The sequence below is a fragment of the Alcaligenes parafaecalis genome, from assembly GCF_026344135.1.
GTDB lineage: Bacteria > Pseudomonadota > Gammaproteobacteria > Burkholderiales > Burkholderiaceae_B > Alcaligenes > Alcaligenes parafaecalis.
Window position 1 is genome coordinate 130006 of the sequence record NZ_JAPKNA010000004.1, and the last position, 23853, is coordinate 153858.

25 protein-coding genes are annotated in these 23853 nt (G+C 56.7%); 14 read left to right on the plus strand and 11 right to left on the minus strand.

Going from position 1 to position 23853, the window contains the following annotated elements; genetic code table 11:
* Positions 1–40: 40 nt before the first annotated feature.
* Together htpG and OSH09_RS13505 are read right to left on the minus strand one after the other, a co-directional pair.
* Positions 41–1945: a molecular chaperone HtpG gene (htpG, locus tag OSH09_RS13500; RefSeq protein ID WP_266121248.1), complete on the minus strand. Its 1905-nt coding sequence runs from the start codon at positions 1943–1945 to the stop codon at positions 41–43.
* A 94-nt stretch (positions 1946–2039) separates the two neighbouring features.
* Positions 2040–2924, minus strand: coding sequence for an EamA family transporter (locus OSH09_RS13505; protein WP_266121249.1), 885 nt, complete (start codon positions 2922–2924; stop codon positions 2040–2042).
* 166 nt (positions 2925–3090) lie between these two features.
* On the opposite strand from OSH09_RS13505, the gene OSH09_RS13510 reads away from it, so the two are divergent.
* Positions 3091–3405, plus strand: coding sequence for a monooxygenase (locus tag OSH09_RS13510; protein ID WP_207873193.1), 315 nt, complete (start codon positions 3091–3093; stop codon positions 3403–3405).
* A gap of 64 nt (positions 3406–3469) precedes the next feature.
* On the opposite strand, the gene OSH09_RS13515 is transcribed toward OSH09_RS13510, so the two are convergent.
* A complete protein-coding gene (locus OSH09_RS13515; RefSeq protein WP_207873192.1) occupies positions 3470–4012 on the minus strand; it encodes a carboxymuconolactone decarboxylase family protein in 543 nt (180 codons plus the stop codon).
* 131 nt (positions 4013–4143) lie between these two features.
* Between OSH09_RS13515 and OSH09_RS13520 the strand changes: the two genes are divergently transcribed.
* Complete coding sequence (locus tag OSH09_RS13520) at positions 4144–4998, plus strand: AraC family transcriptional regulator (RefSeq protein WP_222667791.1); 855 nt, start codon at positions 4144–4146, stop codon at positions 4996–4998.
* On the opposite strand, the gene OSH09_RS13525 is transcribed toward OSH09_RS13520, so the two are convergent.
* Entirely contained in the window at positions 4990–5883 is an 894-nt protein-coding gene (locus OSH09_RS13525; RefSeq protein ID WP_207873190.1) for a LysR substrate-binding domain-containing protein, read from the minus strand. The two genes, OSH09_RS13520 and OSH09_RS13525, sit on opposite strands and share 9 nt — an antisense overlap.
* A gap of 154 nt (positions 5884–6037) precedes the next feature.
* On the opposite strand from OSH09_RS13525, the gene OSH09_RS13530 reads away from it, so the two are divergent.
* The 3 genes from OSH09_RS13530 (at position 6038) to OSH09_RS13540 (ending at position 9787) form a co-directional block, all read left to right on the plus strand.
* Positions 6038–7030, plus strand: coding sequence for a Bug family tripartite tricarboxylate transporter substrate binding protein (locus tag OSH09_RS13530; RefSeq protein ID WP_207873189.1), 993 nt, complete (start codon positions 6038–6040; stop codon positions 7028–7030).
* Positions 7031–7045: 15 nt separating this feature from the next.
* A complete protein-coding gene (locus tag OSH09_RS13535) occupies positions 7046–8212 on the plus strand; it encodes an amidase (RefSeq protein WP_266121250.1) in 1167 nt (388 codons plus the stop codon).
* Positions 8213–8473: 261 nt separating this feature from the next.
* The gene (locus tag OSH09_RS13540; RefSeq protein WP_266121251.1) at positions 8474–9787 is read left to right on the plus strand and encodes a ferredoxin reductase family protein; all 1314 of its coding nucleotides are present in this window, start codon (positions 8474–8476) and stop codon (positions 9785–9787) included.
* 95 nt (positions 9788–9882) lie between these two features.
* Here OSH09_RS13540 and OSH09_RS13545 read toward each other — a convergent pair whose 3' ends face one another.
* Positions 9883–10521, minus strand: a complete 639-nt coding sequence (locus OSH09_RS13545) for a TetR/AcrR family transcriptional regulator (RefSeq protein ID WP_266121252.1) — start codon at positions 10519–10521, stop codon at positions 9883–9885.
* A 113-nt stretch (positions 10522–10634) separates the two neighbouring features.
* Between OSH09_RS13545 and OSH09_RS13550 the strand changes: the two genes are divergently transcribed.
* The 5 genes from OSH09_RS13550 (at position 10635) to OSH09_RS13570 (ending at position 15919) form a co-directional block, all read left to right on the plus strand.
* Positions 10635–12143: an MFS transporter gene (locus OSH09_RS13550; RefSeq protein ID WP_266121253.1), complete on the plus strand. Its 1509-nt coding sequence runs from the start codon at positions 10635–10637 to the stop codon at positions 12141–12143.
* A 43-nt stretch (positions 12144–12186) separates the two neighbouring features.
* Entirely contained in the window at positions 12187–12567 is a 381-nt protein-coding gene (locus tag OSH09_RS13555; protein WP_266121254.1) for an RNA-binding S4 domain-containing protein, read from the plus strand.
* A gap of 436 nt (positions 12568–13003) precedes the next feature.
* Positions 13004–14158: a mandelate racemase/muconate lactonizing enzyme family protein gene (locus OSH09_RS13560; protein WP_266121255.1), complete on the plus strand. Its 1155-nt coding sequence runs from the start codon at positions 13004–13006 to the stop codon at positions 14156–14158.
* Between the two features lie 29 nt (positions 14159–14187).
* Positions 14188–15162, plus strand: a complete 975-nt coding sequence (locus tag OSH09_RS13565) for a Bug family tripartite tricarboxylate transporter substrate binding protein (protein WP_266121256.1) — start codon at positions 14188–14190, stop codon at positions 15160–15162.
* A gap of 115 nt (positions 15163–15277) precedes the next feature.
* Positions 15278–15919 carry an HD domain-containing protein gene (locus tag OSH09_RS13570; RefSeq protein ID WP_266121257.1) on the plus strand — a complete coding sequence of 214 codons (642 nt, stop codon included), beginning with the start codon at positions 15278–15280 and terminating at the stop codon, positions 15917–15919.
* Between the two features lie 20 nt (positions 15920–15939).
* Here the strand turns inward: OSH09_RS13570 and OSH09_RS13575 are convergent, their stop codons facing one another.
* From OSH09_RS13575 to OSH09_RS13595, 5 genes are all read right to left on the minus strand, one after another.
* Positions 15940–16314, minus strand: coding sequence for a nucleotide pyrophosphohydrolase (locus tag OSH09_RS13575; RefSeq protein ID WP_266121258.1), 375 nt, complete (start codon positions 16312–16314; stop codon positions 15940–15942).
* Between the two features lie 71 nt (positions 16315–16385).
* A complete protein-coding gene (locus OSH09_RS13580) occupies positions 16386–16847 on the minus strand; it encodes a YaiI/YqxD family protein (RefSeq protein WP_042482768.1) in 462 nt (153 codons plus the stop codon).
* A 3-nt stretch (positions 16848–16850) separates the two neighbouring features.
* A complete protein-coding gene (locus tag OSH09_RS13585) occupies positions 16851–17117 on the minus strand; it encodes a hypothetical protein (RefSeq protein ID WP_266121259.1) in 267 nt (88 codons plus the stop codon).
* A 200-nt stretch (positions 17118–17317) separates the two neighbouring features.
* Positions 17318–17599, minus strand: a complete 282-nt coding sequence (locus tag OSH09_RS13590; RefSeq protein WP_094195522.1) for a peptidylprolyl isomerase — start codon at positions 17597–17599, stop codon at positions 17318–17320.
* 95 nt (positions 17600–17694) lie between these two features.
* Positions 17695–18402 carry a TerC family protein gene (locus OSH09_RS13595; protein WP_266121260.1) on the minus strand — a complete coding sequence of 236 codons (708 nt, stop codon included), beginning with the start codon at positions 18400–18402 and terminating at the stop codon, positions 17695–17697.
* Between the two features lie 455 nt (positions 18403–18857).
* Here OSH09_RS13595 and OSH09_RS13600 point away from each other — a divergent pair, with 455 nt between their 5' ends.
* The 4 genes from OSH09_RS13600 (at position 18858) to OSH09_RS13615 (ending at position 22939) form a co-directional block, all read left to right on the plus strand.
* On the plus strand, positions 18858–19364 hold the full coding sequence (locus tag OSH09_RS13600) for an RNA polymerase sigma factor (RefSeq protein ID WP_266121261.1): 507 nt from the start codon (positions 18858–18860) through the stop codon (positions 19362–19364).
* A complete protein-coding gene (locus OSH09_RS13605; protein ID WP_266121262.1) occupies positions 19354–20349 on the plus strand; it encodes a FecR family protein in 996 nt (331 codons plus the stop codon). The genes OSH09_RS13600 and OSH09_RS13605 overlap by 11 nt, the downstream gene beginning before the upstream one ends.
* A 149-nt stretch (positions 20350–20498) precedes the next feature.
* Positions 20499–21344 carry a TonB-dependent siderophore receptor gene (locus tag OSH09_RS13610; protein WP_266121263.1) on the plus strand — a complete coding sequence of 282 codons (846 nt, stop codon included), beginning with the start codon at positions 20499–20501 and terminating at the stop codon, positions 21342–21344.
* Positions 21323–22939, plus strand: a complete 1617-nt coding sequence (locus tag OSH09_RS13615; RefSeq protein WP_266121264.1) for a TonB-dependent siderophore receptor — start codon at positions 21323–21325, stop codon at positions 22937–22939. The genes OSH09_RS13610 and OSH09_RS13615 overlap by 22 nt, the downstream gene beginning before the upstream one ends.
* Positions 22940–23042: 103 nt before the next feature.
* On the opposite strand, the gene OSH09_RS13620 is transcribed toward OSH09_RS13615, so the two are convergent.
* A complete protein-coding gene (locus OSH09_RS13620; protein ID WP_266121265.1) occupies positions 23043–23852 on the minus strand; it encodes a phosphodiesterase in 810 nt (269 codons plus the stop codon).
* Between the last annotated feature and the right edge of the window lies 1 nt (position 23853).

The window sequence follows — 23853 nt, forward strand, 5'->3', positions numbered from 1 at the left end:
TGAATCCGCTCTTTACGAGCGGATTCAGCAAGCTTCAGATTTACAGGTTCAGCAGCAAACGGTTCACGCGTTTCACAAAGCTGGCGGGATCTTGCAATGCGGCGCCTTCGGCCAGCATGGCTTGTTCCAGCAGCAATTGCGCCCATTCACCAAAGGCTTCATCATCAGCGGCCTGGACCTTGGCGATCAAAGCGTGTTCCGGATTGATTTCCAGAATTGGCTTCACTTCAGGGGCTTCCTGGCCAGCGGCTTGCAGCATACGCAGCAGGTGCGGGCTCAGTTCGTTGGCATCGACCACCACGCAAGCGGGGGAATCGACCAGACGTGCGGTAATGCGCACTTCTTTGACCTTCTCGCCCAATGTGGTTTGCAGGCGATCAACCAGAGGCTTAAAGGTTTCAGCCACTTCGGCCTGATGCTTCTTTTCTTCCTCGTCCGCCAGCGCATCCAGATCCAGGCCACCCTTAGCCACAGACACCAGTTGCTTGCCTTCAAATTCACGCAGGTAGGACAGCATCCATTCGTCCACGCGATCGGACATCAGCAGCACTTCGATGCCTTTCTTGCGGAATACTTCCAGATGCGGGCTGTTCGATGCAGCAGCAAAGGTGTCAGCCGTGACGTAGTAAATCTTGTCCTGGCCTTCCTTCATGCGAGCGATGTAATCATTCAGGGACACGGTCTGAGCCGAGCCTTCCTGATTCGTGGAAGCAAAGCGCAGCAAGGCAGCGATACGCGCCTGGTTGCTCATGTCTTCGCCTGTGCCTTCTTTCAGGACTTGGCCAAACTGGTTCCAGAACTCGGCGTATTGCTCGGGCTGGTTCTCGGCCAGATCTTCCAGCAAGGACAGGATACGTTTGGCACTACCTTCACGGATAGCACGCACATCACGGCTTTCTTGCAGAATTTCACGCGAGACATTCAACGGCAGGTCGGCCGAATCGATTACGCCACGCACAAAGCGCAGGTAAGCAGGCAACAGTTGCTCGGCGTCGTCCATGATGAACACGCGCTTCACGTACAGCTTCACGCCACGGCGAGCGTCGCGGTCCCACAGGTCAAACGGAGCCTGCTTGGGTACGAACAACAGTTGGGTGTATTCGCTACGGCCTTCTACCCGGTTGTGTGTCCAGGCCAGAGGGTTCTCGTAATCGTGGGCGATGTGCTTGTAGAACTCCTGGTACTGCTCGTCAGTAATTTCCGACTTGGAGCGTGTCCACAAGGCGCTGGCCTGGTTAATGCTTTCCCATTCGTCCTGAATGACTTGCTGCTGCTTTTCCTCGTCCCACTCTTCTTTGCGCATTTGCACAGGCAAAGAGATGTGATCGGAGTAGCGACGCAGCACGTTGCGCAAGCGCCAGCCGTCCAGGAAATCGTCCTCGCCTTCACGCAGATGCAGGGTAATCGTCGTACCGCGCTCGGCTTTCTCGGCGGCGGCGATGGTGAATTCACCTTCACCAGCGGATTCCCACAGCACGGCTTCCTGATCCTGACCTGCACGGCGCGTCAACACGGACACTTTGTCGGCCACGATAAAGGAGGAGTAAAAGCCCACGCCAAACTGACCAATCAGTTGTGTGTCTTTCTGCTTGTCGCCCGTCAGTTGGGAGAAGAATTCTTTGGTGCCCGAGCGCGCAATGGTGCCCAGGTTGGCAATGGCTTCATCACGCGACATGCCAATGCCGTTGTCAGACAGGGTGATCGTGCGCTGTTCTTTATCGAACTCCACACGGATACGCATTTCTGGATCGCCTTCCAGCAAGACTGGATTGTCGATGGCCTCAAAGCGCAGTTTGTCACAGGCATCCGACGCATTGGATACCAGCTCACGCAGGAAAATCTCCTTGTTGCTGTACAAGGAGTGAATCATCAAATGCAGTAATTGTTTGACTTCAGCCTGAAAACCCAAGGTTTCGGACGTATTCGCAGTGTCAGTCTGGCTCATGGTGAAAAAGCAAAAAAATGGGTTGATTGCCGCACGCCAAAGCGCGCCCTATTGCAGACAGATAGGGACGTCCTGCGATATTTCAAGAGAGCAATCAGGCAGTGGGGCCGGAAGTCAAAGCAATCACGCCGCTGATCATGACAGCACAGCCCAGCAGACTCCAGGCATTGGCTTTCTCGCGCAGCACCACCATGCCCAGCAGCGTGCCAGCCATCATGGACATTTCACGGGCCGGTGCCACCATGGACAAGGGGGCGCCCAGGCTCAATGCCTGCAGGACCAGAATGTAAGACATGGGGGACAAGAACCCCACCGCCGCCGCCAATTTCCAATAGGGTTTGAGCTTGACGAAGCCCGCCCGGCCACGGCGGGCAATAAAGGGGGCCAACATTCCCAAACGCAGCACATTGCTGAACCAGTCCAGCAAAAAAGGCGAGATCAGCAGGACTTTGACGCCATAGGCGTCGACCACGGTATACGCCGCAATCAAGATCCCTGTCTGCATCCCCCAACGCACGCCCGTCAGCGCAGCAGGACTGAAGAAACGACGCAGATGCCCTTGGGTAGCAATCAGCAAAATACCCATCACCACCAGCAAGATCCCCAACACACCCAATGGCCGTACCGGTTCGCCCAGCAGGATAAAGGCACCAATCGAGGACAACATGGGACCTGTGCCACGGGCAATCGGGTACACCACCGAGAGGTCTGCCACCTGATAGCCTTTTTGCAGGCTTAGGCTATAGCCCATGTGCAGCAAGGCACTGAGCATCACACAGGTAATGGTCTCGCTGGTCCAGGGCATATTGCCCTGGGTAAAGACCACCCACAGCATGATGGGGAAATAAAACAGGATGGCGAAAAAGGAGTACGCAAATACAAAATGCGCCCCTGCCATGGCGGCCCGTTTAGAGAGCAGATTCCAACCCGCATGAATGAACGCAGCACACACCACCAACAACAACGCGGTCCAGGACATGAGGGCTTCCACCAGCAAATAGCAAAAGAAAAACTATACGCCCCCTTCATAGGCGAGGCCAGCCAATCACGGCGCTTTCAACGTCCCATGACAAATAAGAGACAGTACTGGACAATTCAAACATCAAGGTATGATGTTCGGCACGTATTTTGATATGGAGCTGACCATGAGCACCCTGCTGTATGTTGATTTTCCCTACCCCGGCCCTTGGGGCGCAGACATGGGTGAAGCCATGCAAGAACTGGCGCAATCCATCTGTCTGGAACCCGGCCTGATCTGGAAAATCTGGACTGAAAATAAAGAGCAGTCCAAAGCAGGTGGCGTGTATCTGTTCAGCGACAAGCCCAGCGCACAAGCCTATCTGGACATGCACAGCAAGCGGCTTAACAGCTTTGGGATCACAGGCATTGATGCCCGTTTTTTTGATGTGAACCAGCCACTGACAGAAATCAATGCCGGCCCCCTGTCGGCAGCCAAATAAAACCCCGTCTGCAGACACAAAAAAGCCCGCCTGCTGCTGTGCAAGCGGGCTTTTACGACCATCTTCAGGCAGTCAGCTCAACGGCCTTGAAATCCACCGGAACTTCCAGCGCGTTGTTGATGTAGTTGGTGAACAGGTTCAAGGCGGTGACACCGACCAGTTCCACCACTTCACCCTCGGAAAAACCGGCATCGCGCACGGCTTGTACATCGGCTGCCGACACTTGCCCACGCTGATCCACCAGCTTGAGCACAAATTTCAATGCGGCTGCGGTACGGGGATCATCGGACTGACCACGCTGGGCTTGCGCCAGAACTTCCGGGCTCAAACCGGCATTGGCACCCAGCACGTTATGCGCGGCCAGGCAGTATTCGCAACGGTTACGGTCAGCAATGGCAATAGCTAATTGCTCACCCAGCTTGGCGCCTAACTGGCCACCAGCAAAAGCGCCGAAGGAACCCCACATGCTGCGCAAGGCTGCTGGCGAATTGGACACCATACGGAACATGGCAGGCACGCTACCACCAAAGGCTTTTTGAATTTCCTGCAAAGCAGGCTGGCTGGCGGCGGGAGCTTGGGCAACTTCAGGCAATGTAAGACGGGACATGGTGATCTCCTGGTGAAGTGGGCCGTTGTGGCCGAAATGAAGCTAGCAGAGATAGTGTCTCGCCAAGCGCAAGATCATTGGATAAGATTAGTCCCGACAACTTACCTTTTCATCCAGACGAGGATGTTTTCATGAACCTGGATCGTCTCTCCCTTCTGCTGGAACAATTCCGTGTTCGGGCACATTTGTTCTACAACGGCTCTTTGTGTGGTGTAACGCGATTCGCGGCCCAGCCCGGCCGTGCCTTCCTGCACATCCTGCGACGTGGGCAGCTCAGCGTGCGTCATGACCCGCGTGATCCGGTGCCCACAGTCATGACGATTGACCGCCCCAGCCTGCTGTTTTATCCCCGACCGCTGGAACATGCTTTTTACGATCTGCCCAATGAAGGCTCGGACTTCACCTGCGCGACGCTGGATTTTGATGGGGGTGAACACCATCCCCTGGCCCGCTCCCTGCCTGATCTGATTATTGTTCCCTTGGACGAGGCGGCAGGTCTGGAACAAGCTCTGGGCCTGCTATTTGCGGAAACCGAGTCGGTGCGCTGCGGCCATCGCTTGCTGGCAGATCGCCTGTTCGAGATCGTGCTGTTGCAGTTGCTGCGCTGGCTGTTTGATAACCCGGATCGTTGTGACATTCCGGTTGGCCTCTTTCGGGGCTTGTCGCACCCTCCTGTTGCGCGGGCCTTGCTGGCGATTCAGGCCGATCCGGGCAGAGACTGGACGGTACAGTCGCTGGCCCAGGAAGCCAAGTTGTCACGCAGCGCGTTTGCTGTGCAGTTCAAGCATTGGGTGGGCGACACTCCGGCGGACTACCTGGCCCAATGGCGCTTGTCCCTGGCGTGTCAAAGACTGGTTCAAGGCCAATCGGCCAAACGGATTGCCCTGGATCTGGGTTATGCAAACCCCTCGGCGCTATCCCGTCTGTTTCGCCAGCGCACAGGCCAATCCATGCGGGAGTGGTTGGCCGCGCGTCAGTCAAACTGAGCGGTCCTGATCCAGCACCGCCAAAAAGTTCGTCAAGGCCGGGTTAGGGTTGTCGGAGACATAGGCACTCATCAGCTCGGCAGCAATATCATCGGCATCCAGCAAAGGCAGATACACCAGCGTATCCGTGCGCAAACGAGCTAAAGAAGCGGGCACGATAGCCGGGGCAATACCGGCTTCAACCATCACCAACACCGTTGGCACCATGCTCTCCTGCACAAAGCGTGGCAAGCAGCCTGAACGCTGCAACATGCGTTGCTGAAGTAAATGAAAGTAGCGCGACTGCTGGCGCGAATAAGCCACCATTTCATAGGAAAAAGCCTGGAATAGCGTCAGCCCCTGACGATGCTCTTCGGCACGCGGATCATCGCGCCTGAGGACAAACATCATGGGTTCGGACTCCACTAGCTGCGGATTCAGATCGGGTACGGCAAAGGATGGCCGGATCAAAGCCACATCAACCCGACGTTCGTACAAGGCCGCAGGCATATCGCTGGAATTCATCTCGTGAATCTGCAGATCCACTTGCGGGAAATCCTGGCGAAAGCGATACAAATGCTTGGATACGTCGGCATAGGCACTGCTGGGCGTCAGGGCAATGCGCAGCATGCCGGTTTCCCCCCGATGCACTTGCTGTACCGCTTGTACCGTCTGCTCCAGCTCCGTGCCAATCAGACGCAAGCGTCGTTGCAACTCCGCTCCCGCCGCCGTCAATTGCACGGTACGCGTGGTGCGGATAAACAGAGTGGCACCGACCTGCTCTTCCAGCCTGCGTATGGCTTGGCTCAAAGGCGGCTGGGTCATGAACAAACGCTGGGCGGCCCGACCAAAGTGCAGCTCTTCAGCCAGAACCAGGAACATCTCGCTTAATTTGGAGTCCAGCATAGGAATGTCAATTAGGTCTTAAAATGAATTAATAAAGGTTATTTTTAATATTAGACAACATAATATCCCCTATCTACTATCCGTCCTGACACTTATCAAAAAACAAGGCCAAGCTGCACGTCACTGCAAAATTGGCCTACCGCAGGAGATAAACATGACGGTATTCAAGCATCGCGCCCCTTTACTGAGCGGCCTGCTGGCACTGACCTTACTGGGCTCGAACTCGGCTTTGGCTGATGCAGCCTACCCTTCGCAAGCCATTACCTTTGTTGTGCCTTACGCGGCCGGTGGCAGTTCTGACACCCGCTCTCGCATGCTGGCTCAAAAGATGAGCGATAGCCTGGGCGTGACTATTGTGGTGGAAAACAAGCCCGGTGCCAGCGGCAATATCGGCACCAGCATGATTGCTCGCGCCAAGCCTAACGGCTACACCATTGGTCTGGGCAACTTTGGCCCCATGTCGGTGAACAAGGCCCTGTACGGCAGCAACCTGCCCTTTGACCCTGAGCAGGACTTGCAACCCATCGCACTGATCGAACGGGGTGCCATGGCGCTGGGCGTGAACAGCAATTCCCCCTACCAATCCCTGGCTGATCTGGTTAACGACGGCAAGAAGAACCCCGAAAAACTGGACTATGCCTCGACTGGCGCAGGCGGTGCCTCGCACTTGCTGACCGAGCAATTCAAGGCCACCTCCGGCTTTGATGCTGTTCACGTGCCTTACCGTGGCGGCGCACCCGCCTCGAATGACTTGCTGGCCGGTAATATCTCGTTCTATCTGGAATTGGCCAGTCTGTTTTTGCCACACATGCAAGTCGATAACCCGCGCTTGCGTGTTCTGGGCGTGACCTCTGAAGAACGTCTGAAATCCATGCCAAACACCCCCACCTTCAAGGAACAAGGGGTAGATTTGGTGGCATCGAACTGGTTTGGCGTGATTGCTCCTGCTGGCCTGCCTGCTGATGTCCTGGAAAAACTGAACAAAGCCATCAACGACGCCCTGCAAGACCCCGACTACCGTCAGATTGTGGAGTCTCAAGGTGCGGAAGTGGTGGGTGGTACCCCCGAAGAATTCACCGCTTTTGCGAAAGAAGAAACCAAACGCTGGACCGCACTGATCAAGGCTCAGAACATCTCGATTCAGTAGTGCCAGATCTCGCTTATGACTGCAAACCCTAGCCCCCTCGCGTTGCAGGACCAGTCCATCCAGGCCTGGTCCTGGCTGGCTGACCCAGCCACCTGTATCAGCACCCACCCCAGCGGCCCCTTGGCGGGTTTGAGCTTTGGGGTGAAAGATGTGCTGGATGTTCAAGGCATGCCCACCCGCTATGGCGCACATTTCCCTGATGCCTTGCCCGCCGAACGTGACGCCGCTTGTGTGGCCCTGCTGCGCCGTGCCGGTGCGGTCGCACTGGGTAAAACCGTTACCGCTGAATTTGCCTACGCCGCACCTGGCCCCACTCGGAACCCACTGAATCTGGACCATACACCCGGCGGCTCCTCCAGTGGCTCGGCGGCCGCCGTGGCGGCAGGCATGGTCGATTTTGCATTGGGGACTCAAACCGGGGGCTCCATGATGCGCCCCGCCGCCTTTACCGGCATTCTGGGTTTCAAACCCAGCTTTGGCGCGGTACATCGCAGCGGTCTTTTCTTGCTGTGCGACAGCCTGGACACCATTGGCTACTTCAGCCGCGACTTGTCCGTGCTGCGCCGTGTGGCCACTGTCTTGCAGGGCTTGCCTGATATTCAGGTCCCCACCGCACCACGCATTGGCGTGCTGGATGGCAAAGATCTGGGCCCGATCACACCGGCTGCTCTTGCGGCGTTGGAGCAAGGTTGCCAACACCTGGAACAAGAAGGCGCCCAATTGGAGCGTCTGCCTGCCGACCCGCAACTGAAAGAACTGCTCATCCTGCAAGGCCAGATCATGGGCTATGAAATGGCCCGCAGCCTGCTGCCCGTCTGGCAAGCCAGCCCGGATGCCTTGCGCCCGGTTACAGTTCAAGCCATCAAACATGGGCTGGACCTGCCCCCCGCGGACTACCACGCCTGGCAAGCACACCGCCGCCAGCTTGAACGGGAATGGCAGGATCGCTATGGCCATTTTGATGCCTTGCTAACTCCGGCTGCACCCGGACCGGCACCGTATGGTTTGGACAGCACGGGCTCTTCTGTTCTGAACCGTCCCTGGTCTTTGCTGGGCTGGCCTACCTTGAGCCTGCCCGCTCCCGGCCAAACCAGCCCCTTGCCTTTGGGTTTGCAACTGATCGGACAGCCTCATCAAGATGCGGCTTTGCTGGATCTGGCATCGCTGATTTGCCCGGCCTGATCGGTCCGAAAAGCAATCAAAAGACTTACTCTGAAACAAGCAGAAATAGAGTAAACAGCAACCAGAATCATTAACAAATGCTTTAAATAACAAATATTTAGGAGTGCTTTGAGTTTTCTCAAAGCACCCTTGAATACTGGCTCTACAGACGGCTAGGCGACGTATTAACATCAATAAGGTGTTCCCGGTGCGCCGCGTCAGTACGTTCTTCAAATCGCGACTACGCAGCGTCCGGCTCTTTCAAACAATCCGGAAAAGACCATGCGTCGCCCTCTCTTACTGCTGCTCTCCACTTTCTTTTTGATCTGGGCTGTCGAAGCCCTGTGGCTGGCCCCGTCGCCACCGGGCGATACGCTCTGGGTGATCCGACAAGAAGGCATGCTGCTAACTGGCATTCTGGCGCTGGGCATCATGACGGCCATTATGGTTCTGGCCCTGCGTCCCCGCCGACTGGAGCCTTGGCTGGGCGGCATGGACAAAGCCTACAAGCTGCACAAGTGGCTGGGCATTATCGCTATTTTGCTCAGTCTGGCCCATTGGCTCAGCAAGGAATCCAAAGGGCTGATTTCCGCGGCTATTGGCACGGGTGGCCGCCTGGCCAAAACGCCTGTGCCTGAATGGGTCAGCCTGCTCAAACCCTATGCCAAGTCACTGGGCGAATGGACGTTTTATGCGCTAATTCTGATGCTGATCATCACCCTGGCGCGGCGCACGATTTCCTATAAAAAGTGGTACAGCCTGCATCGTCTGATGCCCGTGGCCTATTTGATTCTGGTCTTTCATGGCGTGGTACTGACGCCCCCTGCTTACTGGAGCGGCATAGGCGGCTGGGCGCTGGCCATCACCATGGTGATCGGAACCGCAGCCGCATGTATTCAACTGCTGCGTAATTTGAGTTCGGCCTACCCCCATACCGGCACTGTGATCTCCTGTACCTCGCAAGGCGATGTGCTGGAGGTGCAATGCCGTATGGACCAATCCTGGCCGGGGCATCAGGCCGGGCAATTCGCCTTTTTACGCTTGAAGGGCGAGTCCGAGTCCCATCCTTTCACCTTGTCCGATGCGGATCAGGACAATCAGATTGTCCGCTTCCATATCAAGCAGTTGGGCGATTGGACGCGTCGGCTGCCCGAACGTTTGCATATCGGTCAGAGCATAGAACTGGATGGCCCGTATGGCCGCTTCACCCAGCCGGGCAGCGACGAAAAGGGGGTCTATATATGGGTGGGTGCTGGTGTTGGGGCCACGCCATTTCTATCCTGGTTAAGTCAGGAACACCAGGAAGGCCACGCGCCCTATGCCTATCTGCAATATGCTTGTCAGCACAGCTCGGACCCGCTGGCCCAAGCCTTGAGTAAGGCGGCCAAGGAGCACCCGGATGTGAATCTGGAAATCTATGCGGATGGCCGTCGCTGGACGCCCAAAGAGGTGCTGCAGTACTACCATGCTGACATGCCTCTGCATATCTGGTTCTGTGGCCCGGCGGCCATGGGCGGGCAGTTGCGGCGTGAACTCAAGCAGACTTTGCCTGCGAAATCCTGGACCCTGCACAAGGAACACTTCCAGTTCCGCTAAGCCTTTGCTCATCCAGCAACTGACCTTGTTCATCAATCAGAGCAAGGCCAGTTCTGCTTATGCTGAGTGTAGAAATCCAGTGCTACTAGAACAGCCTACTTATTTTGATGAGGTGGCGTCGCCCCGAGCATAGACACAAAAAGAGTCACCAGATTATTTCCCATGGCGGCCCACTGCTCCGGGGTTTCCAGACCCATATTGTCAACCGCACCATGCATGCCCTGGTAGATCACCCAGGCAGTCAAATCCACATCGACCACAGACCAGGCTCCGGCTTTCTGGCCTTCGCACAAAATCGTGTGCAGCGGCTCGGTCACCGTATTTCGTTCGCCCTGGTAATTGCTGCGCATATGGTCTGAAAACACCAGATCATGCATGTCCAGCGTATCTCTATACGCCTGTACCGAAGCCCGAATCCAACAGGCCAGACGCTGCACCCAATCATCTTCCGGCGCTTGCTCCAGCGCCCCTTGCACGCGGTCATGAAACTGCTGGATGAACTGCTCGCGCAAGGCGGCCAGGATCTCCTGCTTGGAGCTGAAGTAGTGATAGAACAAGCCCTTGGACATGCCCGCCCGCAACACAATTTCATCGACCGGGGTCGCATCAAACCCTTGTTGCAAAAACAAGGTGGCAGCCGCTTCCAGTAAATCCCGGCGGCGAACTTCAGAGGGTTGGGTACGAGGTGTTTTGGCTGCAGTCATGGGCGTCAAGGTATCAGAAAAACCCGACAAAGAGCCTCGTCGAGTATCACTGCGCTATTTTAGCCAGCCTGTTTATTTTATATTGACTGACAGTCAGTCAATATCTTATAGTTTTCGATAATAATTCTCATTTATCGAATTCTATGACTCGCCGACTCGCTCTAACCATCGCCATTTACCTGGGGACTTTCATGGTCACCCTGGATATCAGCATCGTGAATCTGGCCCTGCCCCGTATGCAGCAAGCCCTGCAAACCGATATGGCGGGGCTGCAATGGATTGTGGATGCCTATGCCCTGTGCCTGTCCGCCTTCATGCTGTCTGCCGGACTCTTGGGTGATCGCTACGGACGCAAGAAAAGCTGGTTGCTGGGGGTGCTGGCCTTTACGGTCGGTTCCATGATGTGCGCACTGGCCGGTTCACTGACCGCCCTGCTGTGGGGACGCATTGTACAGGGCATGGCCGGAGCCTTATTGATCCCCGGTGCCCTGTCTATTCTGACTCATGCCTTCCCTGACTCGGCTCAACGAGCCCGCGTCATTGGCGGCTGGTCCTCCTTCAGTGCGCTGGCCTTGGTACTGGGACCGATTCTGGGAGGGGTACTGGTGGATCTGGCAGACTGGCCATCTATTTTCAGCCTGAATCTGCCACTGGGTTTGCTGACACTGGGCCTGGGCATGTGGGGGATTGAAGAATCCGCCCACCCCGAACACGCCGCTTTTGACCCTATAGGCCAATTGCTCAGCGTGATCTGGCTGGGCGCCCTGACGTATGGGCTGATCTGCGCTGGAGAACAAGGCTGGCACGCATCAGAAACCGTGCAGTCTCTGGCTTTGGCCGCCGTCACGTTCCTGGCCTTTATCTATGCCCAAACGCGTGTTGCCCGCCCTTTACTGCCTTTGAGTCTGTTTCGAGATTACCGCTTCAGTGCTGCGAACGTGGCTTCCTTTGTGCTGGGTTTCGCGGCCTATAGCAATGTGTTTTTCCTGTCGCTGTTCTTTCAAAACGCTTTGGGCTGGAGCGCCACACAAACCGGCTGGGGTCTGGCTCCCCAGTTCATCGGCATGGCCGTGCTGGCCTCCCGCTTTGGGGCCCTAAGTCAACACTTTGGCTTGAAGCTGGTACTGATCGTCGGCTTTGGCCTGATGGCCGCAGGTTCCTGGTTAATGATGCTGCTGCAACCCGGCGCATCCTACTGGCTGGCCGGTTTTGCCCTGGCCGTACTGGGTGTAGGTATGGGCTTGTCCGTTCCGGCTTGCAGCACCCTGGTCATGAATCTGGTGCCACGCGAGCGCTCCGGCATGGCCTCGGCCACGACCAATGCCATACGTCAAACAGGCATGACGCTAGGTGTCGCCCTGCTGGCCTCCTTGATGAGCCAAGGCGCCGTCACCTCCCTGTCCAGCCGCCTGGACCCTGCCCGTCCGAATGTAGAGCAAGCGCATCAGATCATTACCTCTGGCCAGGTGAATTTGCCAGCCTCGGCAGACCCTTTCTTCTGGATGGAAGCGGTTCAACACGCTTGGGCCGACGGTTTCCACCGAGTCATGTTCTGGGCGGGGTTGCTTGCTGTCATTAGCCTGATGTTATTGGTACGCCTGCGCTTGCCCCGCGTTCAGGCAGCACCCGCCGCGGCTGTGGAACTGCATTAATACCCCGCTGTTCCACTGGCCCGGCCTGGATTTACAATAGCGCATGGACAAATTACGACTGGATAAATGGCTATGGGCGGCGCGCTTTTACAAGACGCGCAGCCTGGCCTCTGAAGAGATCACCAAAGGGCGGGTATTGCTGAATCAGCAAACGACCAAGCCTGCCCGCGAAGTCTCGATTGGTGATGTGATTACCCTGCGCAAAGAAACTCCTGCCATGGAGGTTCATGTCACCGCCTTAAGCGGCGTACGTGGCCCCGCCCCGGTTGCCCGTCAGTTGTATCAAGAGACAGAAGAAAGCAGCACACGACGCACACAGGCCGCCGAACACCGCCGTCTGGCACCCGAGCCCGCGCTAGATTTTGATGCTGGCCGCCCGACCAAAAAAGATCGCCGTCAGATGCAGTTGCTCCGGGGTAAATAAACCGCTCGCTACTCATCCTTCGCGATACTGAAAAAGCCCTGCCAAGCTGCCCTGCTTGGCAGGGCTTTTTTTATGGATAGTTCTCTCGGCTTGTCTATCAACAGCGTTTCACGACGATCTGGACAGTGAGTAAAACCCGCTCCTGTTTGCCTCCTCCCAGCCCTGTCCACCTACTTACTCAGCCAGCCCCTGCGCTGCTTCCAAGCACCGCATGCAAGGCCTGAATTTCCGTCTCCCAAAAATTCTCCCGATGCAGAGAACCCTCTACTAAAGCGCTTCCAAACAGCTCCAAAAACCCCTTTTTGATATATCAGATAACGAGTTTATATATCAATAAAATCAAGGGTTTACACCATTTATCGCGCTTGCAAAAAAACGCTATAAACCTAAAACAATTACATGCAAACGCATTCAAAAAACGTGAGGAGACAGGAAAATGAAAATCACGGCAGTACGCGCAATTCCCTTGAACGTGCCTTTTCAGTTCAATAGCGCTGGCATCAAAAAACCGAGCAATCTGGCGATCTGTCATGTGGAAATTGAAACGGATGAAGGCATCACGGGCTATGGCCTGAGCGCCATCACTGAAGAGCATCCCGTTGCCAGCACCATTAACGATATTCTGGCCAGCGACCTGATCGGGCAAGACCCGTTGAACACCGAGCGCCTGTGGGATCGCATGTACTGGAACGTGTGCCCTCGTGGCCAGACCGGCTATGCCATGCATGCCATCTCCGCCCTGGACATCGCCCTATGGGACATCAAGGGCAAAGCCCTGGGTCTGCCGGTATGGAAACTGCTGGGCGGTGCCCGTGAAAAAGTGCCTGCCTATGCCACTTTTGGTTTTGCCTTCCTGGGTGAAGAAGAGTTGGTCAAAGTGGCTCGCGACTGCGTGGATCAAGGCTTCAAGGGCCTGAAAATGGTGGTGGGCCATCACGGCCTGCAACGCCGTGACGAGCCGCGCCCTCTGTCCGAGCTGGTCCGTCAGGACATGCGCCGCATGAGCCTGGTGCGCGAGGCCATTCCCGCCCACATTCCGCTGTACATCGACGGCAACTGCAGCCTGGACTATGTACACGCCAAAGCCATCGCCCGCCATGCCCGTGATCTGGACGTAGGCTTTTTTGAAGAGCCCATTACCCAGAACGACACGGGCCGCTTGCGTGAACTGCGCCAAAGCACAGGCATCACCATTGCCGCTGGCCAGAACGAAGGCCAGTCCTATCGCTTCCGTGATCTGCTGATGCAGCAAGCCGTGGATATTCTGCAGCCCAACGTGCTGATCTCCGGCGGTTTCACCCAGTCCCGCAAGATCTTCGCCCTGGCAGAAAGCTTTAACGCTTCCGTTGCCAATGGCGGTGCTTTCCCCTCCCACAACGGTCACCTGCACTGCGGTTTGCTCAACGGCGGCGATGTGGAATGGCACCTGGCGGCCAGCGCCATGATGGCCGAGATCTACACCGGCCTGCCTCAGCCCGAGCAAGGCTGGCTGCGCATGCCCGACGCCCCCGGCCTGGGGCTGACGCCACGACAAGATCAAATCGACAAGCTGCGCAGCAACCCCGGCAGCCTGGGCTCCGGCAAAGGCTAAACCGACTATTACCGAGGAGGTAAACAGACATGAAACCCTGGTCCCGTGTTGTACTTGCCCTCAGTTTTATCTTTGCTGCCGCGCCCCAAAGCTGGGCAGCTCCCCCCGCCTGGGCCGAGCGCCCGGTGCGGCTGATCGTCCCCTCTGCCGCAGGCGGTTCGGGCGATACCCTGGCTCGTCCTCTGGCCGAAGCCTTGGGCAATGAAATTGGTCAAACCGTTGTTGTGGAAAATAAAGGAGGAGTCGGCGGCGTGCTGGGTGCCAGCATGGTGGCCAACTCCAGCCCCGCAGACAATCAGCTCCTGTTTGGTGCCGTGCATCACATGATTGCGCCTGCGGTGTTGAAGAACTTCCCCTACGACACCCGCAAAGACCTGAAAGCCGTCACCTTGATTGCCGCCATGCCCAATGTGCTGGTGGTGAACGCCAATTCGCCCTATCACAGCGTGGATGACTTGCTGGCTGCGGCCAAACAAGGCGCTGGCGTGAACTATGGCACCAGTGGCGTCGCCACCATGCTGCATCTGATGGCTGGCAAGCTGGAAAAGAAATCCGGCACCACCATGACGGCCGTGCATTACAAAGGCAGCGGCCCAGCCGTCATGGCGCTGATCAGTGGCGATCAAGTGGACTTCATGTTCGAGACCATGCCGTCCGCCGTGGCGCAGATACGCAATGGCCGCTTACGCGCCCTAGCCGTCTCCAGCCCGGAACGCGCTCCTGCCCTGCCGGATGTCCCTACCTTGAAGGAATTGGGCATGGATGAGATCAGCGCCCAGACCTGGTACGGCATCTTCATGCAAGGGGATGTGCCGGATGCCACCGTACAAAGCGTGGCAGACAGCATCCACCGGGCCTTGAACACCGACAAGATCAAGGAAATCTGGGATGGAAACGGAGCGACCCTGGTCACCAATAGCCCAGCCGAATTCACGGTGTATGTGGATCAGGATCTGAACTATTGGGCCGATTCAGTCCGTGATCTGGGGCTGAGCAACTTTTAGTTCTAAAGGCTTCAGTTCCCCTTAAGGGCTGCCCGTGGCAGCCCTTTTTATTGAACCTGTCCTGCCACTCCTGCTTCGCGTTATGCTGTGGCACCCTTTACAGCGAACCATAGCCATGTCCAGCCTGTTCCACCCCTTTGAAGAGCTTGCCGCCCAGCTCCTGCCCCACAGCAGCACCAGTCATAACGACGGCTCCCACGACCAGACGCACTTGCAACGGGTCTGGAAGAACGTCTGTGCGATTCAGGAAAAAGAAGGTGGGGATCTGCGGATTTTGCTGGCAGCAACGGTGCTGCACGACTGCGTGGCGGTAGAAAAGAACTCGCCCTTGCGCTCTCGCGCCTCCACTCTGTCAGCCGAACAGGCGCAACACATCCTGGCCAAGATGGGCTGGTCCGAGCAGGACTGCGAGGCCGTGGGCCAAGCAATTCAAAGCCACAGTTTTTCAGCCAACATAGCGCCCGCCAGCCTGGAAGCCCGCATCTTGCAGGATGCAGACCGCCTGGATGCCATTGGTGCTCTGGGCATTGCTCGCTGCTTCTATACCGCAGGCCGAATGGGCTCCAGTTTGTATGAACCGGAAGATCCAAAAGCAGAGAATCGCCCTCTGGATGACAAGCGCTACGCGCTGGATCACTTCCCGGCCAAATTATTCAAATTGGCCGAGGGTTTTCAGACAAAGCGCGGGCAAGAAATCGCGCGTGAGCGACATGAACGGATGGAGCGGTTTGTAGAGGAGATGCTGGAGGAGCTGTAATCCCACAAGCCCCTTCTCTTTTACAACTCCGTATATTTCTTGTTCGTCCCCCGCACCTTATCAGCGGGGTACTTTTGGGCATTCTTTACCAGCTTACTCGTGACCGCCTCGTTCATATCCACACCTAGAACGACTGCCAGACGACTCAAATAGATCTGCACGTCAGCCAGTTCATCGCGTACAGCTTCAGCGGTTTTTGGATCCTTCCCAACCTCGCGGGACTGGTCTTCTGTCAGCCATTGGAAGATTTCGATCAGCTCGCCCACTTCATTGGTCAGCGCCATGGCCAGATTCTTGGGGCTATGGAACTGGTCCCATTCACGCTCGCGGGCGAACTGGGCGACGGCCTCGTTCAGGCCAGTCAAATTCATCAGGGGGCGTTTGGAGTCTGTCATTGCGTACTTCACTTTAAAAATTTCAATCCAGAAACAGACTCACACATGGGCTGGGGGTAAGGCAAGTCTGTTTACGATCTGGCTGCCGTTTTCAGGCTCATCATCAGGCGGTCCAAGGCATTGGCGAACTCGCGCCGGTCAGCCTGACTGAAGGGGGCCGGGCCACCGATATCAACGCCAGTGCTGCGCAGCTCTTCCATCATGTCGCGCATGGCCAGGCGCTCGCCTATGCTGTTGGCGTCCAGGCGTTCGCCTCTGGGGGTCAGGACCAATGCCTTGCGTTCCAGCACCTGGGCGGCCAGGGGGATGTCTGCGGTAATTACCAGATCCCCCACACTGGCGTGCTGGACGATGTAGTCATCCGCCACGTCAAAGCCCCGCGCCACCTGCACGGCGCGCAACCAGGGCGATGGCGGGGTGCGCAGCATCTGGTTCGCCACCAGGATCACATGGCGGCTCCAGCGTTGCCCGGCACGGTACAGAATTTCTTTGATGACTACGGGACAGGCGTCCGCATCGACCCAAATCTGCATGGATTACAGGTCCAGAGCTTGAGCCAACAGGCGATCAATAACTTCATTGGTCGATACGCCTTGCTCGGCAGCGCGAGCGCGCACGGCATCAATAACGGGCTGGGTCAGTTTGAGGGGGAAGGACACCAAACCAGCGGCCTGATCCAGGCGACGTTGTTCGCGTCGATCTGCAACGGGGGACTCGCCCGCAAAGCGTTCCGGTGTACCTGCTTTCTTTACATTGCTCAGCAGTTTGACGGCGCTGAGCTTTTCCATATCGGTGCGTTTCATCGGGTTTCTTTATAAGAATGGGCAGGTTCGCTCACGGTAAGCGAACAACACGGCGGCAAGGCCGTTGCCGGTATGGCTGGCATACTGCGCAGCTTGCAGGAAAATGTCCAGGCTTTTTATGTATAAGCCCTAATCCTGGTCACCTATCCAGCATGCGCAAAAAAACCCGCCGAGGCGGGTTTTTCATTGGCCTGATCGTATCAGTCCTGACGTGCAGTCACTTCTACCAGGTGGTAGCCGAACTGAGTCTTGACGGGGCCTTGTACAACGCCAACGGGGGCGCTGAACACAACCTGATCGAACTCGGGGACCATTTGGCCACGGCCAAAGGTTCCCAGCTCGCCGCCCATACGGGCCGATGGGCAGCTAGAATTTTCCTTGGCCACCTGAGCGAAGTCAGAACCACCTTCGATAGCGGTTTTCAGTTCATTCGCTTTCTCTTCGGTGCTGACCAGAATGTGGCGTGCGGAGGCTTGTGCCATGGTGTACTCCTTTTTTTAGAAAATCGTTCGAGCTTAACCCAGAACCATGCCGGACGCGAAGCCCCCGACACGGTTCTACACCTGCTGTTTCAATTTCAGGCTTGGGCTACTTGCTTGCGCTTGCGGGCAGCCAGGGCATGACCCAAAGCCACGATCAGCAAGGCACCGACCACTTCAGCAATCAGCTTGGTGCTGGTGGAAGCAACGCCGAAGTATTCGACAAATTTCACGTCGGTCACGATCATGCCACCGGCGATCCAGCCCAGCAGCGCAGCGCCCAGGGTCACCACGAACGGGAAGCGGTCGATCAACTTCAGAACCAGTGTGCTGCCCCAGATGATAATAGGCACGCTCACGACCAGACCAAACACGACCAGACCGATTTGATGCTCTGGATCTGCGGTTTGAGCGGCACCAGCAATCGCGATGACGTTATCCAAGCTCATGACAAAGTCGGCAATGATGATGGTTTTCACGGCCTTCCACAACGTGGCGCTGCCTTCCACATTACCGTGGCCTTCGTCCTCAGGAATCAGCAGTTTCACACCGATCCAGACCAGCAACAGAGCACCCACCACTTTCAGGTAAGGCACGGCCAGCAAGGTCAGGGCAAAGGCAATCAGGACGACGCGCAGGCCAATGGCACCGGCTGTACCCCACAAAATACCTTTAACACGCTGCTTGGCGGGCAAGTTACGGCAAGCCAATGCAATCACCACGGCGTTATCACCCCCCAGCAATATATCGATCATGATGATCTGAAATACTGCCGCCCAACTCATTGTTTGCAAAAACTCCATCATGTGTAAGACCGCCTTTTCATATTGTTTGATTGAAAGCTGACGACCATCTTGCGCAACTATACAAGGCAAAAATGACAACCTTGTACAAAACAAAAATGGCCTGATCCATTAAGGACGCAGGCCATATCTTTTTAGAGGATACACCTTGCCCATTAATGGCAAGGTCTTGCTTGCAACCCTAAGGTTGCCCGGGCACCGGGAATATGTGGAAAAAACACAGATTGCCGTGATGACGATGCTCCGGAAAGTAAGCTACTCCCCCTGATAGTTCGCAAGTATAACGATCTTGTATGAAACAACAAAGCATTTCGCCGAACATGCCTGTTTTTCGGAGCAGCTTGCCACATGGCGTTGCATGGCAACCTCACCGCCCCTACAGATCAGAATCAGTCAGCATTGAGTTAATGAGAACTATTTGCAATAATTTGCTCTTTGTCATTCGATCCCCTGTCCTCATGTCCAACTCGGACCTCTCCCGCAAAAGCTGGCTGGCCTGTTATGGCGAGTTCATGCAGTCCTGCCTGCGCCGCTTTGGTGGCTCTGCGGACGCGGAGGACGTGGCTCACGATGCCGTTGAGGCCTTGCTTCACAAAGATCAGAAAACACTGACAGCGGCCCATGCCCGCCATTTTCTGTATCGTTCCGCCCGCCATCGGGCGATTGATCTGTGGCGTCGCAACCGCCGCTTCCAGCACCTGGCCTGGGACGAGCTGCATGAAGAGGCTCACCCCACAACCGATGGGGCCGACGCCCATGCCAGCGCCGAGCAACTGCGTCAGGCCCTGGTCGCCGCTCTTGAAGAACTTCCCTTGAATCACCGACGGGCTTTCGTGCTGAATCGCATAGAAGGCTGGACCCAAGCTGAAATTGCCCGTCATCTGAAACTGTCACTTGCCAGTGTGGAGCGCTACATTGCGCTGGCCAGCCAGTTTGTCCGCGAGCGTCTGCGCGATGAGTTCTGAATCCTCTTTTTATCCCAGTGATGCCACCTCCCCCGCCGAGGCGGCAGCCCAATGGTCGGCGCGCCTGCATTCAGGCCGCTTCACCCCTGCCGATGAGCAAGCGCTGGACGACTGGCTGCAAGCCGACCCGGAAAACGAGCGTGAATTCATGGCGCTGGAACAGCTCAGCTCCCTGGCCAGTACCTTGGACAAGGATCTGGTCAGCTCTTTATACGGAGGAGCAGTGCCCGTCCGGCCTGATCTGCGCCGTCGAAAACTGATCCGCAATGCCGGGGCACTCGTCGCGGTGGCGGGTTCGGCAGGTCTGGCCAGCCTCGTATTAAGCCCGCAAGCCGTCTATGCCGCTTCCTTGCAGACACGTGTGGGCGAGCGCCGCTGGGTTCCTCTGCCGGACGGCTCCAGCCTGGAACTGAATACCGGCACACAAGCCGAACTGCGTTTTTATGAAGACAGCCGCCATCTGCACTTGATTCAGGGCGAAGTCATGTTCTCGGTCGCATCCAGCCCCCAACGCCCATTCACCGTCAAAGCCGGGACAACTCAAGTACGCGTTACCGGCACCAGCTTTACCGTGCGACACGATGCGGAGCAGGTCAAAGTCCTGGTTGAAAGCGGCAGTGTGGAAGTATCCAGTGGCCGCTGGTGGAATCGCCAGACCCGTTATCTGGCTGCGGGCTCCGGAGCCACAATCTCCCCCGAAGAAGGCCTGAGCATTCAGACAGACGTCGATGTCGCCGCTGCCACTGCCTGGCGACAAGGACGCCTGATTGTGCGCGACGTGAGCTTGTCCGAGGTGGTGGCGGAAATTAACCGCTACCGCGAACAGCCCATTCGTATCGCCGAGGCCAAACTCGGCCAGCAACGTGTCACGGCCTCCTTCCTGCTGGATGAGCAAAGTGCCGTGCTCCAGGCTCTGCAACAAATCCTGCCCCTGCGAGCCCGAACGCAGGACGACGGCAGCATCATTCTGGTAAGCGCTTCGTAATTACAATTAGTTTCAAATAAATCGATTCAGCCTGAGGGGTTTAGTAAGACTGACTCGCATTTAGATTCAGCGTTCCTCAATGTCGTGCTTGCAGGAACATATCTGAATCCGGGCACTGCGGTGCCCGACCCCTACTCTGAACCGCTACCGTGAACCGAACCACTTTTCTACCCCGCCTGCGCCCTGTCCTGCTTGCGCTGATGATGGCCAGCGCCAGTGCCCCCGCCCTGGCACAAGATAACCCTGTTCCTATCCACATTCCTGCCCAGCCCTTGTCCGAAGCGCTGTTGAAACTGGCCGAGCAAACCCAGCTACAGGTGTTCTTCTCTCCCTCGCTGGTTCAAGGTTTGAGCACGACACCTATTCAGGGCCGGATGCGCCCGGAAGAGGCACTGCGCACCTTGCTGCAAGGTTCGGGACTGGAGTACCGGCGCGAGAACAATACGATTACCTTGTCGCGCCCCAATGCCGACGCCACCATGCTGGCGCCAGTACGGGTTGTGGGCCGTCGCCTGCCCGTCACCGAGGGTAGCCAGACCTACGCCAGTCACGGCGCCACGACCACCGCCACCAAGCTGAACATGACACTGCGCGAAACCCCGCAGACCGTCAGTGTCATGACACGCCAGCGGATTGAAGACCAGTCGCTGGACAATATCGGCAGCGTGCTACAGCAAGCGCCCGGTATCTCTATCCAGCATATAGGCAGCGACCGCTACACCATCTACTCGCGTGGCTATGCCATCGACAACTATCAGTTGGACGGCCTGTCCACCCTGTCCGATATCGTCAGCCAGAACATCCCCCAAGGGCTGGCCGATATGGCAATTTATGACCGCGTTGAAGTACTGCGCGGAGCCTCCGGTTTGCTGACCGGCGCAGGCGACCCATCCGGCGTCGTCAATATGGTGCGCAAGCGTCCGACAGCGGACTTTCAAGGTCATGCCGAAGTGGGCATGGCTCCTGGGATCAGATGCGGGCTCAAGTGGATCTGAGCGGGCCTTTGCTCAACAGCGGTCGTCTGCGCGGCCGACTGGTGGGCGCACACCAGGAAGGCAATAGCTATATGGACTACTTCAAGACCAAAAAAGATATTGTCTATGGCGTTCTGGAAGCAGATATCACCGACACCACTTTGGTGACGCTGGGCATGGATTATCAGAAAAACGATCCACGCGGCTCCACCGGCTCTGGCCTGCCTCTGTTCTACAACACAGGCGAACAGATTGATTACGACGTCCACACCAGCCCTGGCGCTCGCTGGAGCACTAACACTATGGAAGTGACCAACAGCTTCCTGAAACTGAATCAGCAGTTACCCAGCGACTGGTCCTTGGCACTATCTTTGAACCATATGGAAGGGCGCCGCAGCGGTCAGCGGGCGGATGCGTCCTGGGGCTACCCTGACCCCGTCACCGGCAAGGGAGTCAAACTGTACGGAGGCGTGTCTAGCGCCAAGCAGCGCCAGACCAGCTTTGATGTTCATGTAAAAGGCCCCTTCCAACTGTTCGGACGCGAACATGAATTGGTACTGGGCTTTAACTCGTCCAAATACGACAACTTCCATGAACCCATGCGCTACGCCGGTATTGAAGGCACGGCCGTGAACAATATGTTCGAGTGGGACAACAATCCCGCCCGCCCCACTATCTCTGGCGAGAAACTGTTTGACTACGATCTCTCCGTCAAGCAATACAGCGGCTATACCGTGCTGCGCCTGAAGCCTAGTGACGATCTGGCAGTGATTCTGGGCACTCGTATCAGCAACTATCGCTACAGCCTATCCCAGCAGTATCCCGACCCGGTGCTGGCCAGGAACAACAGCCTGAAGACCATGAATGAAGACAATGTCTTCACCCCCTATGCAGGCATTGTTTACGACCTGAACGAAGAGCACTCCGTCTACGCCAGCTACACCAGCATTTTCAAACCTCAAAGCTCGCGTGACCGCAACGGCAACTTTCTGGACCCACGCAAAGGCGACAACTACGAGATCGGCCTGAAAAGCGAGATGCTGGATGGTCGCCTGAACAGCAGCATCGCTCTGTACGAAATCCGCCAGGACAATCTGGCGGTGGCCGACAGTGGCTTTATCGTCCCAGGCACTACGCGCGAAGCAGCCTACACCGCCGTCAAAGGTGCCAAGACGCAAGGTCTGGACATGGAAGTGACGGGCGAGTTGCTGGATGGCTGGAACATGGCATTCAGCTATACCTACAGCCAGACCAAAGATGCTCAGGGTGAGCGCATCAAAACTCTGGTGCCACGCCATATGGCCAAGCTGTGGACCACCTACCGCCTGCCCGGTAGCTGGAATCGCCTGACGATTGGGGGTGGTGTGAACTGGCAAAGCCAGATCCACTTCACCGCAACACCGTGGGATTTGGGCAAGACCGTAACGGGTGAACAAAGCAGCTACGCCGTGGTCAACCTGATGGGCCGCTACGACTTCAGCAAGCAATTGACGGCCACCTTGAACATCAACAATCTGTTCAACCGCAAGTACCTGAGCGCACTGGACCAGACCTTCTACACCGGCTATTACGGCGCACCGCGCAATGCCATGCTGAATCTGCGCTACTCCTTCTAAGCAGCACAGGGCCAGATAGTAAAAACAGCTCCCGATCTCTGGATTGAATCCAGAGATCGGGAGCCGTGTTCAACAAGACGGCGCTGTTAGTGCACAGCGGAGATCAAATGCACTTCAAGGCACGTAAATCGCCTGTGTACGGAAAGCGTAGCTCCTCGTAACCGAAGGGCTGGAAATGCACGGTCAGGCCATCAGCATTGGGCAGAATGACGGCATAGCTGGCAGGTTCAAAGGTAGAGGTTGCCGCCCCCTCCCGTTCCAGATCCAGCTCGTGCTGATGGTTGGTGCCATTTACCGTCACAAAATGCAGACCGTTCCACACACCACTGGCACAGCGGTGCACATGGCCGGAGAACAAGTGCACGGGTGCAGGGTGCGCTTTCAGCAAAGGCAGTAAATCCGGCGCATTGCTCAAACGCAGCCAGTCCATGGACGGGTACTGCAAGGCAGGTAAAGGATGGTGGGAAAACAGCATCACCGGCCCGCTATGCGCCGCCAGCTCCTGCTGCAACCACGCCAGACGCCGCGTACACAAATAGCCGTTGGTGTAGCCGTCCTCCAAGGTATCCAGATAAATCAGACGCCAGTCACCCATGGTTTCGGCGTGCTGCACAAAGCCGGGCAAATCGGTCTTGGCTTGTGGAAACACGCTCTGAAAAGCGCTGCGACTATCGTGGTTACCCATCATCAGACGCACAGGCGGAATCAAATCCTGCAAACCTTCGCACAAGCGCTCGTAAGCACGTGGATGACCGGCGTGGGTCAAGTCCCCCGTCAGTACACACAAATCCGCATCGGCGTGGTGGCGGTTGACGTGCTGCACGCAGCTACGCAAACGATCCAGAGGGTCCGAGCCAAACAACAGGCCATCAGGCGGGGTAATGTGCAGATCCGAAAACTGGATGATCTTCATC

What these genes read in the sequence shown, in the direction of transcription:
- htpG (WP_266121248.1), bottom strand. Translation starts at nt 1,945, where the DNA reads ATGAGCCAGACTGACACTGCGAATACGTCCGAAACCTTGGGTTTTCAG.
- OSH09_RS13505 (WP_266121249.1), bottom strand. Translation starts at nt 2,924, where the DNA reads ATGTCCTGGACCGCGTTGTTGTTGGTGGTGTGTGCTGCGTTCATTCAT.
- OSH09_RS13510 (WP_207873193.1), top strand. Translation starts at nt 3,091, where the DNA reads ATGAGCACCCTGCTGTATGTTGATTTTCCCTACCCCGGCCCTTGGGGC.
- OSH09_RS13515 (WP_207873192.1), bottom strand. Translation starts at nt 4,012, where the DNA reads ATGTCCCGTCTTACATTGCCTGAAGTTGCCCAAGCTCCCGCCGCCAGC.
- OSH09_RS13520 (WP_222667791.1), top strand. Translation starts at nt 4,144, where the DNA reads ATGAACCTGGATCGTCTCTCCCTTCTGCTGGAACAATTCCGTGTTCGG.
- OSH09_RS13525 (WP_207873190.1), bottom strand. Translation starts at nt 5,883, where the DNA reads ATGCTGGACTCCAAATTAAGCGAGATGTTCCTGGTTCTGGCTGAAGAG.
- OSH09_RS13530 (WP_207873189.1), top strand. Translation starts at nt 6,038, where the DNA reads ATGACGGTATTCAAGCATCGCGCCCCTTTACTGAGCGGCCTGCTGGCA.
- OSH09_RS13535 (WP_266121250.1), top strand. Translation starts at nt 7,046, where the DNA reads ATGACTGCAAACCCTAGCCCCCTCGCGTTGCAGGACCAGTCCATCCAG.
- OSH09_RS13540 (WP_266121251.1), top strand. Translation starts at nt 8,474, where the DNA reads ATGCGTCGCCCTCTCTTACTGCTGCTCTCCACTTTCTTTTTGATCTGG.
- OSH09_RS13550 (WP_266121253.1), top strand. Translation starts at nt 10,635, where the DNA reads ATGACTCGCCGACTCGCTCTAACCATCGCCATTTACCTGGGGACTTTC.
- OSH09_RS13555 (WP_266121254.1), top strand. Translation starts at nt 12,187, where the DNA reads ATGGACAAATTACGACTGGATAAATGGCTATGGGCGGCGCGCTTTTAC.
- OSH09_RS13560 (WP_266121255.1), top strand. Translation starts at nt 13,004, where the DNA reads ATGAAAATCACGGCAGTACGCGCAATTCCCTTGAACGTGCCTTTTCAG.
- OSH09_RS13565 (WP_266121256.1), top strand. Translation starts at nt 14,188, where the DNA reads ATGAAACCCTGGTCCCGTGTTGTACTTGCCCTCAGTTTTATCTTTGCT.
- OSH09_RS13570 (WP_266121257.1), top strand. Translation starts at nt 15,278, where the DNA reads ATGTCCAGCCTGTTCCACCCCTTTGAAGAGCTTGCCGCCCAGCTCCTG.
- OSH09_RS13575 (WP_266121258.1), bottom strand. Translation starts at nt 16,314, where the DNA reads ATGACAGACTCCAAACGCCCCCTGATGAATTTGACTGGCCTGAACGAG.
- OSH09_RS13580 (WP_042482768.1), bottom strand. Translation starts at nt 16,847, where the DNA reads ATGCAGATTTGGGTCGATGCGGACGCCTGTCCCGTAGTCATCAAAGAA.
- OSH09_RS13585 (WP_266121259.1), bottom strand. Translation starts at nt 17,117, where the DNA reads ATGAAACGCACCGATATGGAAAAGCTCAGCGCCGTCAAACTGCTGAGC.
- OSH09_RS13590 (WP_094195522.1), bottom strand. Translation starts at nt 17,599, where the DNA reads ATGGCACAAGCCTCCGCACGCCACATTCTGGTCAGCACCGAAGAGAAA.
- OSH09_RS13595 (WP_266121260.1), bottom strand. Translation starts at nt 18,402, where the DNA reads ATGATGGAGTTTTTGCAAACAATGAGTTGGGCGGCAGTATTTCAGATC.
- OSH09_RS13600 (WP_266121261.1), top strand. Translation starts at nt 18,858, where the DNA reads ATGTCCAACTCGGACCTCTCCCGCAAAAGCTGGCTGGCCTGTTATGGC.
- OSH09_RS13605 (WP_266121262.1), top strand. Translation starts at nt 19,354, where the DNA reads ATGAGTTCTGAATCCTCTTTTTATCCCAGTGATGCCACCTCCCCCGCC.
- OSH09_RS13615 (WP_266121264.1), top strand. Translation starts at nt 21,323, where the DNA reads ATGCGGGCTCAAGTGGATCTGAGCGGGCCTTTGCTCAACAGCGGTCGT.
- OSH09_RS13620 (WP_266121265.1), bottom strand. Translation starts at nt 23,852, where the DNA reads ATGAAGATCATCCAGTTTTCGGATCTGCACATTACCCCGCCTGATGGC.